Genomic DNA, 14,483 nt, shown 5'->3' with positions numbered 1-14,483 from the left:
TTATAATGTATCTGCTAGCTGTGTCGCCAGATAGAATAATGGTTGACGAGAATGAACAAGGCTGAAGAAACGGCGGCATGTGTCATTGCCAAAAGCAAAATGACGTTGCCTGCGATGGAGCCCGGCCATGTGTGGCTCGTGGGGGCAGGGCCGGGCGATCCCGGCCTTTTGACGCTTCATGCCGTCAACGCCCTGCAACAGGCGGATGTCATCGTTTACGATGCGCTGGTGGATGATGCCTGCCTCTCCCTCAAACATGCAGATGCTGTTCTGGAATATGCAGGCAAGCGCGGCGGCAAGCCTTCGCCGAAACAGCGCGATATTTCCCTGCGGCTTGTCGAACTTGCGAAACAGGGCAAGAAGGTGCTGCGCTTGAAAGGCGGCGATCCGTTCGTGTTCGGGCGAGGGGCGGAGGAGGCGCTGACGCTTGTGGAACACGATGTTCCGTTTCGCATCGTTCCCGGAGTGACCGCCGGAATTGGCGGCCTCGCCTATGCCGGCATTCCCGCAACGCATCGCGACATCAATCAGTCGGTGACGTTTCTGACCGGTCACGATGCCAGCGGTTCGGTGCCGGACGGGGTGGACTGGACCGGCATCGCGAGAACCTCTCCGGTTATCGTCATGTATATGGCGATGAAACATATCGATCTCATTGCCAGGCGCCTGATCGATGCCGGACGCTCGCCGGACGAGCCGGTCGCCTTTGTGTGCAATGCGAGCCTGCCCAACCAGACCGTGCTTGAAACCACACTGGCGCAGGCTGCAAAAGACGTCGAAGCGGCGGGGCTGAACCCGCCTGCAATCGTGGTTGTGGGGCAAGTGGTTCGTTTGCGGGAGGGACTGGACTGGATGGGCGCTTTGAGCGGCAAGATCCTGTCCAGCGATCCGCTTGGCAAAAGGAACCAAAATGAGGGAGCGCAAACCGCATGAAGGGTTTTATGATAGCAGCACCGGCTTCCGGGTCTGGCAAGACAACGGTAACGCTGGGTTTGTTGAGGGTTTTGAAGCGCCGGGGCGTAGCGCTTGCACCGGTAAAGGCCGGGCCGGACTACATCGATCCCGCCTATCATAAGGCCGCAAGCGGCGCAGACTGCTTCAATCTCGACCCTTGGGCGATGCGCCCTGAACTTATCAGCGCGCTGTCGTCCCGCATGACGGAAAGCGGCGCCAAGCTGCTGGTCGCCGAGGGCATGATGGGATTTTTTGACGGAGCGCTGGACGGGAAGGGTTCTTCAGCCGACTTGGCGCGGCTTCTCGATCTGCCGGTGGTACTGGTGGTGGATTGCGCCCGTCAGTCGCATTCCATCGCCGCGCTTGTCTGGGGTTTCAGCCAGTTTCGCAAGGACGTGCTGATTGCGGGAATTATCCTCAATCGCGTCGGCAGTGCCCGACACGAGGCGATGCTGCGTGGCGCCTTGGAGCCGCTCGGTATTCCTGTTCTCGGTGCCCTGCCTCGCGATGCCGCTCTTTCGCTGCCTGAAAGGCATTTGGGGCTGGTGCAGGCGGGCGAACATTCCGATCTCGAAACTTTCCTCGACCATGCCGCCGATGTGATGGAAACGCACATCGATTTAGGCGCACTTCAAGCCATATGGTCGCGACCGAAGCGCTTTGACGCAATGGCCAATGTGCCGCGCCTGAAACCGCTTGGCAGCCACATTGCGGTTGCCCGCGACGACGCTTTCGCTTTTGCCTATGCGCATTTGTTCGAAGGCTGGCGCAGGCGCGGGGCTGAGATTTCATTCTTCTCGCCGCTTGCCGACGAGACACCGAGACAGGACGCCGACGCCATCTATCTGCCCGGCGGTTATCCGGAGCTTTACGCGGGACGTCTTGCACAGGCCGGGCGGTTTCAAACGGGCATACGCGAAGCTGCAACCCGTGGCGCGACGATCTATGGCGAATGCGGCGGCTACATGGTTCTTGGCGAGACGTTGCACGATGCGGAAGGTGTTGCGCATCCGATGCTGGGTCTTCTGCCGCTCGAAACGAGCTTCGCGAAAAGAAAGCTGCATCTCGGCTATCGCCTGCTGGAGCCGCTTGGGGGTTCACCATGGGCTGAGCCGTTGAAAGCGCACGAGTTTCACTATGCCAGCATCCTGCGTGAAGGGAAGGCGGACCGCCTGTTCCGGGCTCGCGATGCGGCGGGTGACGATCTTGGCGAGGCAGGGCTGAGGGTCGGTTCCGTTTCCGGCTCGTTCATGCATGTCATCGATTTTTGCGGAGAGAAAGCTTGAGTGCAGAAATCGAGCACGGCGGTGCGCTGGACAAGGCCATCGCACGCTTCGGCGGACAGCCGCAAGACTGGCTCGATCTTTCGACGGGTATCAATCCGGAGCATTTTCCACTTCCCCAGCTGACACAGGAAATCTGGAACCGCTTGCCCGACGAGGGGCTGTTGCGGAAAACGCTGCGGCTCGCCCGCGGCTATTATGGGCTAGGCGAGGATGCGGCTATCATCGCCGCACCCGGCACACAGGCTTTGATCCAGCTCGTTCCCACACTGGTTGCTCCGTCTAAGGCTGCGGTTCTCGGGCCGACCTATCAGGAACATGCGGCCTCGTTCTCCGCTTCCGGCTGGAAGGTCGTGCAATGCACGACGATTGATGAAATTCCAGACGATGCGACGGCGGCGGTTATCGTCAATCCCAACAATCCCGACGGGCGCGTGGTTTCTAAAGGCGATCTGCTGCATCTGGCGCGAAAGCTGGGTGCGCGGGGCGGCTTTCTGGTCGTGGATGAGGCTTTCGCCGATGCGCATGAGGATGTCAGCGTTGCAGCAGATGCAGAAGACGCGCCGATGATCGTGCTGAAATCCTTCGGCAAGTTTTTCGGGCTGGCTGGCGTTCGTCTAGGCTTTGCAATCGGCGGCATGCGTTTTGTCGAGGCTTTGCAGCAGCGGCTTGGGCCATGGGCGGTTTCCGGCCCGGCGCTCGCAATTGCCAGCCATGCTTTCAGCGATGCCGAGGCGCTTTCCAACTATCGCGCGCGTATCGATCTGAGGCGGCTGGAACTGTCTGCCGTTCTCGAGAAATGCGGTCTCAAGGAAATCGGCGGCACAGCGCTGTTTTCGCTCATTGAACACCCGGATGCGCACGAACTCTATGCCAGACTGTGCCAGAGACATATTCTTGTCCGGAAATTCGATTACGCCTCGCGCTGGTTGCGCATTGGTCTGCCGTTGGATGACGTGGCGCTTGCGCGCTTGGAAAAGGCGTTGAAACTTTGATTCAGTTTCTCTGGTCAAGCTCATGGAAATAAAGCTCATTATTCTTTCGCTGGCGCTGCTTCTCGATCGCTTTGTCGGTGATCCGCCGCAGCTATGGCAAAGGATGCCGCATCCGGTCGTCCTGTTCGGGAAAGCAATAGCCTGGGGGGAGAAGCGCTGGAACAACCGGAATTTTTCCGCCGCGGTGCTTCGCCGAAATGGCATGTGGCTGACGGTTGGGCTGGTGGCGGTCTGCGTGGCTCTTGGGCTTGTTATTGAGGTTTTGTTGCCCTTTGCCGGGACAGCAGGTGCTGTTGCCGAAATCCTGATCGTGACGGTGCTGCTTGCGCAGAAGAGCCTTGCCGATCATGTGCAGGCGGTTGCGCTGGCGCTGCGCGAGGAGGGCCTTGAGGGTGGCCGCCGGGCCGTGTCGATGATTGTCGGGCGCAATCCCGAGCATCTTGATGAAGGTGGCGTTAGCCGAGCAGCGATAGAAAGTCTCGCCGAAAACGCATCGGACGGTATCGTTGCGCCCGCGTTCTGGTTCCTGGTGGGCGGGTTGCCGGGCCTGTTTGCCTACAAGATGATCAATACCGCTGACTCGATGATCGGTCATCTCAATGATCGCTATCGCGATTTCGGCCGTTTTGCCGCGAAGCTGGATGATGTTGCAAACTACATTCCCGCTCGGTTGACAGGGCTGCTGGCTTCACTTGCCACTGCGGTCACGAAAGACAAGCTGTCAGGAAGGGAAGCCTTTTCGGTCATGCGTCGTGACGCGCGACTGCATCGCTCGCCCAATGCTGGCTGGCCGGAATCGGCATTTGCAGGCGGGCTGGGACTGGCCTTGGCCGGTCCGCGCCAATACGGAACGGAAAAAGTTGAGGGTCCGATGCTCAATGCATCCGGCAAACGCGATGCCAATGCCGATGATATCGATGCCGCGCTTCACTTGTTCTGGTCAACAATGAGCCTGATGACCGGGCTTGTGATCGCTGCGAGCCTGCTTGGGTTACTTGTCGGCTAGTACGAACCGTTTGCCGTCGAAGCGCTGGAGGCGGTTGGGATTGTCCGTTCGAATGCCATTGTTATCGAATTTGATCGTGCCAAGCACTGTTTCGAACGAGCCGCTGCGCAGCGTATCCAACACCGGCTGCTTTTTCTCCTCGGCGCGCCGGATCGCATCCGCCGCAATCTCCGCACTGGCATAGCCGATGACGGCGTAAGCATCGGCAAGTTTCCCGGCCTGATGTAGCGCGTCGATTGCAGGCTTTGCGGTCGAAAGGTCCTGCGGACGGAGCGGGGCAATCATCAAAGTGCCCTGACTTAAAGACTGTGCGCCGGGTGCGGCATCCAGCAGGCTACCGCCTGCTATCGTCAGCGGGTGATTGAGGGCTGCAGCGCTTGCACCGATGGCGGCGATATCGTCTCGCTCGCCGCCGACATAGACATGGGTAGCGCCTGCGCGCCGCAGCCGGGCGACCAGCGCATTCTGATTGTCGAGGCCGGGCCGGTATGTATCGGTGAAAACCGGCTGCAATTGCTGCTCTTTGAGGCTCGCCAGAACACGTGCCGCACGTTCGCGTCCCTCAATGGTGCCGTCATCGATGACGGCAAAAGCCTGGGCGCGCCACAGGCTGCCAAGAAAGCTGCCAGTCGCCTGCGTTTCCTTGTCGAGCCCGGTTGCGAGACGGAATATCGCCATTGGCGCGGGTGCGCGCCTTTCCGTGAGTGTTGGTTCACTGACGTCGGATGCCACGATAGGTATGTTGCCGGCTGCGAGAACGGGAAGCGCTGCCTCAAGGGCGTCGGGACACAGGAAACCGGTCACGATCCGAACGTTTTCCTTTACGAAACGTTCTGCCGCTTCCCTGCCGCCTTCGGCGTCGCAACGGTCATCAGATATGACGAGTTCAGCGCCTTTCGCCGTGGCCGCGATGCGCGCACCTTCGACCAGCTGATTGCCCAACGGAGCGAAGGTGCCGGACAGGGGGGCTGCAAGTCCGATGTGCATATCCTCTGCCTGCGCCAGTACCGAACTGGCCAGCAGTGTGAGGATAATGCTTGTCAGCGCTGCGGCAGGACGTTTCCCTAGCTCGATCACGTGATCCGTCTTCATTAAACAATTCGTGGCATTTTCAACGAAAAGTGGGTAGCTGTTTCCTCGCCTTTGTGCAATGCCCGTTTCTGGGGGCCGATATTGCGGGCTTCTGAACAAGATAGCTGGCTTCAGGTAACATACCCATAGGGCGAGATGGATTCTGTTGGACGTGCAAACGATTAAGAACATCATTTCCAGCGCAGCTTCGGTGGAATCCAAGTCCTACCGGGATGCCATGAGCCATTATGCCGGTGCCGTACAGATCGTCACGACCGCCGGCAATGCGGGAAGGCGCGGTCTTACGCTGACAGCAGCCTGCTCGGTGTCCGATAATCCGCCGACGATCCTCATCTGCCTGCAGAAAATCCACGAAGAAAATCGGCTGTTCATCGAAAATGGTGTGTTCGCGGTCAATACGCTTGCAGGTTCGCATCAACAGCTTGCAGATGCGTTTTCCGGCCGCATTGGTCTGACGCAGGACGAGCGGTTCGAACTGGCGCGGTGGGAGGTGCAGGTTACCGGAGCGCCCATATTGCAGGGAGCGCTTGCCTCTTTCGATTGCCGGGTGATCAGCGTTCAGGATCATTCCACCCATCACGTGCTTTTCGGCGAAGTGGTAGGCCTGCGGTCAAAGGCCGAAGAGGAAGCGCTGGTCTATCTCAACAGGCGCTACCATACGCTGGAGTTGTAATGCGATGAGACGACGTGGAACGAGCGGTCTTTTGGGCGCTTTATTTCTGTTTTCAGCGTCTTCCGCATTTGGTGCAGGTCCGTTGCCTGCGTTCAAGGACGATTATTTCGCCTATCCCGGTATTATCAGCAGCGCTGACAATGGCGATTACAAGGTCGTCGATTACAATGAGATGCGCGATATCAACGGTCGCGATGCGGTGCCTGAAAAGCGTGTGAAAGACGCCTATGTCTCGCTGAAGGCCCGCGCCTACCAGAAGGACGTCACGTTCCAAACCGTTGCCGGACCCGTCAAGGCCATGACGGCGGGCAAGCGGGAGGGCGCGTCTTTCATCGTCATCTATCTGCATGGGCGGGGCGGCAATCGCCTGCAAGGCATGAACGACTTCACGTTCGGCGGCAATTTCAACCGTGTGAAGAATCTCGCGGCATTGAACGGCGGCCTTTATGTCACGCCGGACTTCAAGGATTTCGCCGATATGGGCGAGGCGCAGATTGCTGCGCTGATCGAAGCTGTTAAGGCGTCGTCGCCAAATGCTCCGTTGATCCTTTCCTGCGGCTCGCAAGGCGGAACGCTGTGCTGGCGCATAGCGGGCAACGAAAAGGCCGGAAATCAGCTTGCAGGCCTCATCCTGCTCGGATCGCTCTGGGATGAGGGATTTTTCAAGTCTCTCGCATTCCGGAAGCGCGTTCCTGTTTTCTTCGGCCATGGAAGCCGCGACCCGGTTTTTGCGATTGACAGGCAGGAAGCCTTCTATCGCGAGATACGCAAGCGCGCGCCGGGTTATCCGGTTCAGTTTCGCCGTTTCGAGAGCGGCAATCACGGCACCCCGATCCGCATGGCCGACTGGCGCGAGATGCTGAACTGGATTCTGGCAAAACCGTGATGACAGGTTGTGGATGCGAATCGAAATTCCGGCAATGTGACCTTCCTGCCACTCGACAATCGGGCAAAACCGAATAGTTATCGAACTTAAAATTTTACCTACTCAGCAGATCCTATGAGGTAGATCATGTACGGACGCGCCCGCACCGGAGCCCGTTTTCTAGCCCTTGCCATGCTGGCCCCGCTTGCCGCTGCCTGCACGACTACTGTACCGACAACGACTGCGGCTCCCGGCAAGACCGATGCTCCGGTTAGCGCGCCGACGATTTCGATGCCAAGCTTCACGCCGACTGCTTATGTCGATCCAGCGCTGGCGCAGCCTTGCATCACCGCTGCCGCCAACAAGTATTTCCTGCCGGAGCGCGTTATCTCCGCTGTCAATTCCCGTCCGGGTGCAGCAGGTGGAACCGACGTCGATCTTAAGGTCGACCTGCGCACTGCTGTCTGCCAGGTGAGCGCCAAGGGCGGTGTGCGTGCCGTTATCGACACATCGCCGAAAAGCGCGGATCAGGTCGCAGCTGAAGCTGCCGCCGCCAGGGCTGATGCAGCCGCCGCTGCCCAGCCGAAGAAGGTCAAGGCGAAGAAAAACTGATTCAATAATCAGCGATAACATACGAAAAAGGCAGGGTTTTCCCTGCCTTTTTGTTTGTCATTTTTCTGGTTTTTCGCCGTACCAGCGCGGTGTGTAAACCCATTGCCTGCCATCGAGCTTTGTGAAGCTTTGCGTGTGGGACGAGCCGACAATCACAACGGTTCGCATATCGACGTCATTCGGCGTCAGCCTGCCGAGCGTGGTTGTGCATGTTGTTTCCGCCGGCCTGCCAATGTCCCGTCCAAGGACAACCGGCGTTTCCGGGGATCGATACTGGCGCAGGATTTCCAGTGCACGGCCAAGCTGGTGCGGGCGCGCCCTGGAAATGGGATTGTAGAACGCCATGGCTAGATCAGCTTCGGCGGCAAGCGCCAGACGCTTTTCGATGATTTCCCAAGGCTTCAGATTGTCCGACAGCGAAATGATGCAGAAGTCGTGTCCCAGCGGCGCGCCAATGCGCGAGGCGGCAGCCATTGCCGCTGAAATTCCGGGCTGGATGACAAGCTCCACGCCGTGCCAGGCGGGATTGTCCGTTTCGTGCAGCGCCTCGACCACCGCCGCAGCCATGGCAAAGACACCGGGATCGCCCGAGGAGACCATGACGACATGCCGACCGGAAGCTGCGAGGTCGAATGCGTGACGGGCGCGCTGCATTTCCTCGCGATTGTCGGTCATGTGCACAGTTTGATCGGAGCGGAAAGGCCGGAGGTTCTCCTCGGCCATTCGCACATAGGTCTCATAGCCGAGGATATCTTCGGTCTGTTCCAGTTCGCGCTGGACGGCTGGCGTCATCAGATCGCTTGATCCGGGTCCAAGACCGATCACGACCAGCCTGCCACGCTTTCGACCGACAAGCAGTACATCTGCCGGCGTAGCGGCGATGGCGACGGCAAGCCCGTCGCTATCTATCAGTTCGACCGGCTGTTCCACCGAACGAAGGACAAGCTCGCGCGCATCCGCCGCATCTGCCACATAGCGCAGCGGAATATCGAGATTGGCCGCCGCCTGATGAAGTATGGAAGACGCACAATCCTTCTCATGGGCAAGAAGCAATGCCAGAGACGACTGGGCTATTCCGGCTTTGGCAAGTGCATGCTCAATATTGTTCTGAATGCTTTCGCTGACCGCATCAATGGCAACCGCCACACAGCGCGGGTGATAAACCAGTTCGTCCGGGCGCGGTGTGCGGTTGCGGGGCGTTATGCTGATCGCCAACGCGCCATCGTCGGCGAAAGGCAGTTTCGATTGCACAAGCCAGCGGGATTGTCCGTTAAGCCGCAGCTTCTGTCCCGCGAGCAGGTTCGACATGAAGTTTTTCGCGTCGTCCGGATTGGTAAGTGTCAGTTCGGCCGGTGGGTGCAACAAATTGATCCCGAACCGCAGTTCGCCGGACGTGGTTATCGCGGGCGCGACCTCAAACGCCGCCGCAATCTTTCGGGCCATATCATTAACACCGGAGAGGCCACCCAACAGCGGGACAACCGCGCTTCCATCTTCGGCAACGGCCAGAACCGGCGGTTCGATACGCTTGTTCTCAAGCAACGGGGCGAGCGCCCGGATGACGATGCCGGCGGCGCAAAGCGCAATGATGGGACGGCCTTCCTCGTAAAGCGACCTTATCGCATCGCCGAAATGCATGAAGGTGCTGTCAACCGATGCAACACGGTTCCGGAGGCCGAGTATTTCGGCGCGTTCCAGTGCCATTGCGATCCGCTGTGCGGCGGGCACAGCAGCTTCTCCGAGCACTAGGATCGCGGGGATCATAAGCCGTTCCATTTTTGCCCCGGAACGAGAATGATTGAAAAGTAGGGGCAATCGCCGCCATCGACTTCGGCAAGCGGCACAATACGCTGGTTGGACATGGTGGCGCGCTCGACATAGAGCGCCCGGTCCATGAGACCAAGATCGCCAAGCACGGTGCGGACCTTGTCGAGGTTCTTGCCAAGCTTCATGATTGCAGCCGCGCCCGTATCCGCGAGCCGCTGTTTCAGCTCTTCGGCGCTCATGACGCCGGAAAGGACGGAGAGCGTCTGGTTGCGATAGACGAGCGGCGCACCCAACACCGCGGAGGCACCGAGAACGGAACAGACACCGGGGACGACTTGCGTTTCATACTGGTCCGCAAGCCGGTCGTGGATATACATGAACGAGCCATAGAAGAACGGATCGCCTTCCGCGATCACGGCTACATCCTGCCCGCGATCGAGATGGCTTGCTATCGTGCTCGTTATCTCGCCATAGAAATCGCTGACAATCTGTTCGTAATCCATGTGTGCCGGAAGCTTTTCCGTCGTCACGGGATAGATCAGCGGCACCAGAATCTGTTCCGGCGAAAGATATTCCTCAACAATTGTGAGGGCATTACCCTTCTTTCCCTTCGCGGCATGATAGGCAACGACCGGCGCGCTTTTGAGTAGACGAAGGGCTTTCAGCGTTATCAATTCGGGATCGCCGGGACCGACGCCCAGGCCAAACAGTCTGCCTTTTGCCGCCATTATTCGCGCTCCGAGGCGAGCGCGTTGACCGCCGCTGCCGTCATGGCGCTGCCGCCGCGTCTTCCGCGCACGATCACAAAAGGCACGCCACGGCTGTTGGCGGCGAGTTCTTCCTTCGATTCTGCCGCGCCGACGAAACCGACCGGCATGCCGATGATCAGCGCCGGTTTAGGCGCGCCAGCATCCAGCAGTTCGAACAGGCGGAAGAGGGCGGTCGGTGCATTGCCGATTGCAACGACGCTGTTGGCAAGATGCGGCAGCCAGAGGTCGAGTGCCGCCGCAGAGCGGGTATTACCGATCTTCGCGGCAAGCTCGGGAACCGACGGATCGCTGAGAGTGCAGATGACTTCATTGTTTGCAGGCAGGCGAGAGCGGGTAATGCCTTCGGCCACCATGCGCGCATCGCAGAGAATGGGCGCACCTGCGAGCAGCGCGTCGCGCCCGGCTTTGCCCGCGCCTTCGGAGAAGACGAGGTCATTGACTACATCCACCATGCCGCAGGCGTGAATGACACGCACTGCAAGCTTTTCCAGATCGGCGGGTATCCGGCTCAGATCGGCCTCGGCACGAATGATGGCGAAAGACCGGTCATAAATCGCCTGCCCGTCGCGAATGTAGTCTGTCATGGTGTGCCACTCTAATCAGTGTCGGGCGTTCAGAAGGCGCGCCGCTTCGTCAATGGTGATATCAATCGCCAATAGCTGTCCGAAGCGCGATGGTCCAGTCCTGTCTTGTGCATAAAGATCGTAGCGGCCTGCCGAGCGCGCCAGTAGCGTGTGCGGCAATGGAGCAAGTGCCGCGCATGATTTGGCGCACCCCGTGATGTGCACGGATGACGTTCCCGGAGTTAACTGTGTCGCCAGCTTTCTGCCATCGGCTTGAGTGTCGGCGAGTGCAGAGATGCATCCGCTGGAACCCGAACAGGCACGAAGCCGCGCCTGCGGAGCTTTCGCTGTGGTTTCGAGGTCAAGCGAGCGAAGTTCTTCGGTTATTTTTCCAATCTGCATTCCGTCCAAATAAGGAAGGATCATGCCTTGCCATGGCGTTAGCCGTAGTTCGCTTTTTCCGCTGTTGGAAAGGTCCGCCAGTGCCCTGAGTTGATGTGGCGTCAGCCGCCCCATAAGCGGCATGGCGCCGATATAAGTCGATTCTTCACGCTGCCGGTTCTGACCGAGAGGCGAAAAAGGCGTCGGTGCCTTGCGTTTCCAGCCTGTGGCCGACTGGATGGGAAAAGACAATTCCCGGTCCAGTTCCGCCAGAAACTGCAATGGCGAAACGACCTCGAACAGATGTTTCATCCGCGCAAAACGGCCTTGGCGTAAAAAACCGTGCAGCAATGCTTCAATGAAGGGCAGGGCGTGCCGCGCTTCTACGGCTCCCAGCGCGGGTTTATCGGGAGACGAGGCCAGACCGAACGCATAGGTTTCAGCGTCGATGGCCGACAGCCAGATATCCCCCGGATGGGCAATCATTGCGCAGTCCTCGCCGCCGTCGATCTGCAAGGAGAATTTTGGCGACAGGGCATAGAAAGCCTTATTCGTTTGCAGCATGGCGAGCGCGGACGATGCCAGTCCGGTGACGTCGCATATCTGGCCACAGTCGATGCCCGCGGTGGGGCTGACCATCACGTTGCGAATATCGTCGGCGTCGGGATTTTCTGCCCCAAGCCCGGCGTCGTGCAGCGCAGCGACAACATTGTCCCAATGTCTGGGCGCGATGCCGCGCAACTGGATATTGGAGCGAATCGACAGCTCTATCGCGCCTGCATCGAAACGTTCGGCTATTGCCGCAATCGAACGCGCCTGATCGGCTGACAACCGGCCCAGCTTCAGTTTGATGCGGGCAATCGCCCCGTCTTTCGCCATCACCATGCGCGAGAGGCCGGGGCAGGCATTGCGCCTGTCGGGTTGGACTTGCAGCGAATGGGTGGTTGGGTTGCCGGGCATTTCAGCCTTATACGCTTTGCCGCTTGCACTTGCTACTGCCCGCGATAGAGCGAAATGCCTCACATTCGTTCGCGTTTCCGCTCTATCCGTTTGTTTTGCCGCATTTATGCGGCGTCAGGTGATTTCACCCGACTGCAAAATGCTCTACGAACTGGGAAAAGGAGCATTGCGCATGACACGCTGGTTGACAGTGATCGGGATCGGTGAAGACGGGTTTGACGGGCTTGGAAAAACGGCGTTTGCGGCTATCGCCTCGGCCAAGGTCATTTTCGGCGGCAGACGCCATCTGGATTTTTTGGACGACAGTATCAAGGCCGTGCGCGGGGCGTGGCCGTCTCCATTCGACGAAGCTATCGCGATGATCGACGCGTATCGCGGCCAGCCGGTCGTCGTGCTGGCAAGCGGCGACCCGATGTTTTTTGGCGTGGGGGCCACTTTGGCCCGGCATTTTTCGGCGGACGAAACGCTTGTTCTGCCGCATCCGTCCTCGCTTTCACTGGCAGCGGCGCGGATGGGTTGGCCGCTTCAGGACGTCCGCACGGTCAGCGTGCACGGTCGTCCGTTTGAACTGCTGCTTCCGCATATCCTGCCGGGCGAGAAACTTCTTGTCCTTAGCAATGATGGCTCGACGCCAGCAAAGGCGGCGGCAATGCTCAAGGGCAGGGGCTTTGGCCAGAGCCGCATGACCGTGCTTGAGCATATTGGTGGCCCCAAGGAGCACCGGTTTCAGGATGCCGCCGAAAGCTGGTCGCATGAGCGATGTGCCGATCTGAATGTGCTGGCGATTGAGTGCATCGCTGCGCCAGAAACCAACGTGTTTTCGCCGATCGCCGGGCTTCCCGATGAAGCCTTCGAGAATGATGGCCAGCTGACCAAGCGCGACATTCGTGCCGTCACGCTGTCGCGGTTGCAGCCCTTGCCGCGTCAATTGCTTTGGGATGTCGGTGCGGGTTGCGGATCGATCGGCATTGAGTGGATGCGCGTTCATCCTTCCTGTCGCGCGATTGCCATCGAGGCCAACGAACAACGGCAGGCGATGATCGAGCGGAATCGCGCCGCATTGGGCGTTCCCGCATTGCAACTGGTCAGGGGCGAAGCGCCCTTGGCACTTGCTGGGTTGGAGGCACCGGATGCCATCTTCATCGGCGGCGGCGTGACCGACAAGGGCGTGCTGGAAGCCTGCTGGGATGCCCTGAAGCCGGGCGGCAGGCTCGTCGCCAATGCCGTGACCCTGCAAAGCGAAATGCTGCTTTTCAACTGGCGCGAAAAGTGCGGCGGAGAATTGACGCGGCTGTCGGTGGCGCAGACCGGGGCGCTCGGTTCCTTTGATGTCTGGCGGCAGGCACTGCCTGTCACAATTTATTGCGAGTACAAGCCTAAATCATGACTTGAACGGTCATGTTATATTCGGGTAAGGCTGTGGAAACTGTTTCCCAAAGGAGGACGGGGCATGTCCGAACTCAACGCCAATACCCGCTTTGCGCTTACCAATGCCGGTCACGTGGTCAATCAGCTTCTCGATCATTTTGTCGAACATGCCGATGTGCACCGTCAAGGCAGCACGGCCAAGCTGGTGCTGAGCTTCGGTCAGGCGGATGTGCAGTGGGACGATGAAACGGTCAGCGTCGACGTCACCAGCGAGGACGAAACCGGGCTTGCCTATATAAAATATTCCATCGCTGAACACGTGCTGGAATTTCTCGACAAGGGCAGCGCCAAACCGAAGATTATCTGGGAAGGGGACGGGGCTGCCGGACTGCCATTGCCCTATTTCCGGGAGATGCAGGTTGTTTCGGTATCGAATGTAACGCCGCATATGCGCCGTGTTCGGCTGAAAGGCGAGAACCTGACGCGCTTTTCGCAGCTAGGTCTCCATATCCGCCTTCTGTTTCCTCCAAAGGGTCTGGCCAAGCCGCAATGGCCCGTGACGGGGGAAGATGGCCGTCCTGTCTGGCCGGATGGAGAAGCCAAGCTCGCGACGCGGGTTTATACGATCCGCAATATCGATACGGTCGCCGGTTGGGTGGATATCGATATGGTCGTTCATGGCGATGATTGCGATGCTCCGGGTTCCGGTTGGGCTCTCAGCGCCAAGCCGGGCGATATTGTCGGCATGACTGGTCCGGGCGGCGGCGATGCGGGCGATGCGAAATGGTATCTGCTTGCAGGCGACGAAACAGCTCTGCCTGCCATCGGGCGCATTCTCGAACGGTTGCCCGAAGGAACCAGGGCGGTCGTGCGCGTCGAGATTGGCAGCGCCGAAGAGGAGCAGGAACTTTTCTCTCGGGCCGATGTCGATTTGCAATGGCTGAACCGCAATGGCGCGGAGGCCGGAACGACGACGTTGTTGCAGGATGCCGTGCGGGCGGTCGAATTTCCGGAAGATGAAGACGATATTTACGTCTGGGTCGGTTGCGAATTCAACGCATTCCGGTCGATCCGCACCTATATGCGCAAGGAATGCAATATTCCGAAGGGCCGTCAGCTGATTGTCGCCTATTGGCGGCGCGGGCAGGATGGCGACGCGCCGCGCAAGTCCGACGATTGATGCAAAAAGGGGCC

Annotated in this window: 14 protein-coding genes; 9 read left to right on the top strand and 5 right to left on the bottom strand. The window is 59.2% G+C overall.

The window, feature by feature from the left end:
- Positions 1-51: 51 nt before the first annotated feature.
- The 4 genes from cobA to cbiB are packed head-to-tail and all read left to right on the top strand — an operon-like array spanning position 52 to position 4,238.
- Positions 52-933 (top strand): uroporphyrinogen-III C-methyltransferase, encoded by an 882-nt coding sequence (gene cobA / locus AC0TOF_RS19815; RefSeq protein ID WP_473769530.1) that lies wholly within the window; start codon positions 52-54, stop codon positions 931-933.
- Positions 930-2,240, top strand: a complete 1,311-nt coding sequence (locus AC0TOF_RS19810) for a cobyrinate a,c-diamide synthase (protein WP_473769529.1) — start codon at positions 930-932, stop codon at positions 2,238-2,240. The genes cobA and AC0TOF_RS19810 overlap by 4 nt, the downstream gene beginning before the upstream one ends.
- Positions 2,237-3,232, top strand: coding sequence for a threonine-phosphate decarboxylase CobD (cobD, locus tag AC0TOF_RS19805; protein ID WP_473769528.1), 996 nt, complete (start codon positions 2,237-2,239; stop codon positions 3,230-3,232). Before AC0TOF_RS19810 ends, cobD begins: the two co-directional genes overlap by 4 nt.
- Positions 3,233-3,254: 22 nt before the next feature.
- Positions 3,255-4,238: an adenosylcobinamide-phosphate synthase CbiB gene (gene cbiB / locus AC0TOF_RS19800; RefSeq protein ID WP_473769527.1), complete on the top strand. Its 984-nt coding sequence runs from the start codon at positions 3,255-3,257 to the stop codon at positions 4,236-4,238.
- Here cbiB and AC0TOF_RS19795 read toward each other — a convergent pair.
- A complete protein-coding gene (locus AC0TOF_RS19795; RefSeq protein WP_473769834.1) occupies positions 4,224-5,315 on the bottom strand; it encodes a branched-chain amino acid ABC transporter substrate-binding protein in 1,092 nt (363 codons plus the stop codon). The genes cbiB and AC0TOF_RS19795 overlap by 15 nt on opposite strands.
- Before the next feature lie 166 nt (positions 5,316-5,481).
- Between AC0TOF_RS19795 and AC0TOF_RS19790 the strand changes: the two genes are divergently transcribed.
- The 3 genes from AC0TOF_RS19790 to AC0TOF_RS19780 all read left to right on the top strand — a co-directional run bounded on the left by AC0TOF_RS19790 (position 5,482) and on the right by AC0TOF_RS19780 (position 7,480).
- Positions 5,482-6,003, top strand: coding sequence for a flavin reductase (locus tag AC0TOF_RS19790; protein ID WP_122000551.1), 522 nt, complete (start codon positions 5,482-5,484; stop codon positions 6,001-6,003).
- A gap of 4 nt (positions 6,004-6,007) precedes the next feature.
- The gene (locus AC0TOF_RS19785) at positions 6,008-6,889 is read left to right on the top strand and encodes an alpha/beta hydrolase (protein ID WP_473769526.1); all 882 of its coding nucleotides are present in this window, start codon (positions 6,008-6,010) and stop codon (positions 6,887-6,889) included.
- Between the two features lie 126 nt (positions 6,890-7,015).
- Positions 7,016-7,480 (top strand): hypothetical protein, encoded by a 465-nt coding sequence (locus AC0TOF_RS19780; RefSeq protein ID WP_473769525.1) that lies wholly within the window; start codon positions 7,016-7,018, stop codon positions 7,478-7,480.
- 57 nt (positions 7,481-7,537) lie between these two features.
- Here the strand turns inward: AC0TOF_RS19780 and cobJ are convergent, their stop codons facing one another.
- From cobJ to cobG, 4 genes are read right to left on the bottom strand one after another with little or no spacing between them, the layout of a single operon-like run.
- The gene (cobJ, locus tag AC0TOF_RS19775; protein WP_473769524.1) at positions 7,538-9,244 is read right to left on the bottom strand and encodes a precorrin-3B C(17)-methyltransferase; all 1,707 of its coding nucleotides are present in this window, start codon (positions 9,242-9,244) and stop codon (positions 7,538-7,540) included.
- Positions 9,241-9,975, bottom strand: a complete 735-nt coding sequence (locus AC0TOF_RS19770) for a precorrin-2 C(20)-methyltransferase (RefSeq protein WP_473769523.1) — start codon at positions 9,973-9,975, stop codon at positions 9,241-9,243. Before AC0TOF_RS19770 ends, cobJ begins: the two co-directional genes overlap by 4 nt.
- Positions 9,975-10,601: a precorrin-8X methylmutase gene (locus AC0TOF_RS19765; RefSeq protein WP_473769522.1), complete on the bottom strand. Its 627-nt coding sequence runs from the start codon at positions 10,599-10,601 to the stop codon at positions 9,975-9,977. The genes AC0TOF_RS19770 and AC0TOF_RS19765 overlap by 1 nt, the downstream gene beginning before the upstream one ends.
- Before the next feature lie 15 nt (positions 10,602-10,616).
- Positions 10,617-11,921: a precorrin-3B synthase gene (gene cobG, locus AC0TOF_RS19760; RefSeq protein WP_473769521.1), complete on the bottom strand. Its 1,305-nt coding sequence runs from the start codon at positions 11,919-11,921 to the stop codon at positions 10,617-10,619.
- Between the two features lie 172 nt (positions 11,922-12,093).
- Between cobG and cbiE the strand changes: the two genes are divergently transcribed.
- Both cbiE and AC0TOF_RS19750 read left to right on the top strand, forming a co-directional pair.
- Positions 12,094-13,308 carry a precorrin-6y C5,15-methyltransferase (decarboxylating) subunit CbiE gene (cbiE, locus tag AC0TOF_RS19755; protein WP_473769520.1) on the top strand — a complete coding sequence of 405 codons (1,215 nt, stop codon included), beginning with the start codon at positions 12,094-12,096 and terminating at the stop codon, positions 13,306-13,308.
- 63 nt (positions 13,309-13,371) lie between these two features.
- Positions 13,372-14,469 (top strand): DUF2218 domain-containing protein, encoded by a 1,098-nt coding sequence (locus AC0TOF_RS19750; RefSeq protein ID WP_473769519.1) that lies wholly within the window; start codon positions 13,372-13,374, stop codon positions 14,467-14,469.
- Positions 14,470-14,483 lie beyond the last annotated feature (14 nt).

Source organism: Ochrobactrum sp. PL_is501, from assembly GCF_055816895.1.
The sequence above is the reverse complement of the archived record's forward strand: the minus strand, read 5'-3'. Positions and strand labels throughout refer to the sequence as shown.

Coding starts and splice junctions, on each gene's coding strand:
- AC0TOF_RS19750 (WP_473769519.1), top strand. CDS start 13,372: ATGTCCGAACTCAACGCCAATACCCGCTTTGCGCTTACCAATGCCGGT.
- AC0TOF_RS19780 (WP_473769525.1), top strand. CDS start 7,016: ATGTACGGACGCGCCCGCACCGGAGCCCGTTTTCTAGCCCTTGCCATG.
- cbiE (WP_473769520.1), top strand. CDS start 12,094: ATGACACGCTGGTTGACAGTGATCGGGATCGGTGAAGACGGGTTTGAC.
- cobJ (WP_473769524.1), bottom strand. CDS start 9,244: ATGATCCCCGCGATCCTAGTGCTCGGAGAAGCTGCTGTGCCCGCCGCA.
- cobG (WP_473769521.1), bottom strand. CDS start 11,921: ATGCCCGGCAACCCAACCACCCATTCGCTGCAAGTCCAACCCGACAGG.
- cbiB (WP_473769527.1), top strand. CDS start 3,255: ATGGAAATAAAGCTCATTATTCTTTCGCTGGCGCTGCTTCTCGATCGC.
- AC0TOF_RS19770 (WP_473769523.1), bottom strand. CDS start 9,975: ATGGCGGCAAAAGGCAGACTGTTTGGCCTGGGCGTCGGTCCCGGCGAT.
- AC0TOF_RS19765 (WP_473769522.1), bottom strand. CDS start 10,601: ATGACAGACTACATTCGCGACGGGCAGGCGATTTATGACCGGTCTTTC.
- cobA (WP_473769530.1), top strand. CDS start 52: ATGAACAAGGCTGAAGAAACGGCGGCATGTGTCATTGCCAAAAGCAAA.
- AC0TOF_RS19810 (WP_473769529.1), top strand. CDS start 930: ATGAAGGGTTTTATGATAGCAGCACCGGCTTCCGGGTCTGGCAAGACA.
- AC0TOF_RS19785 (WP_473769526.1), top strand. CDS start 6,008: ATGAGACGACGTGGAACGAGCGGTCTTTTGGGCGCTTTATTTCTGTTT.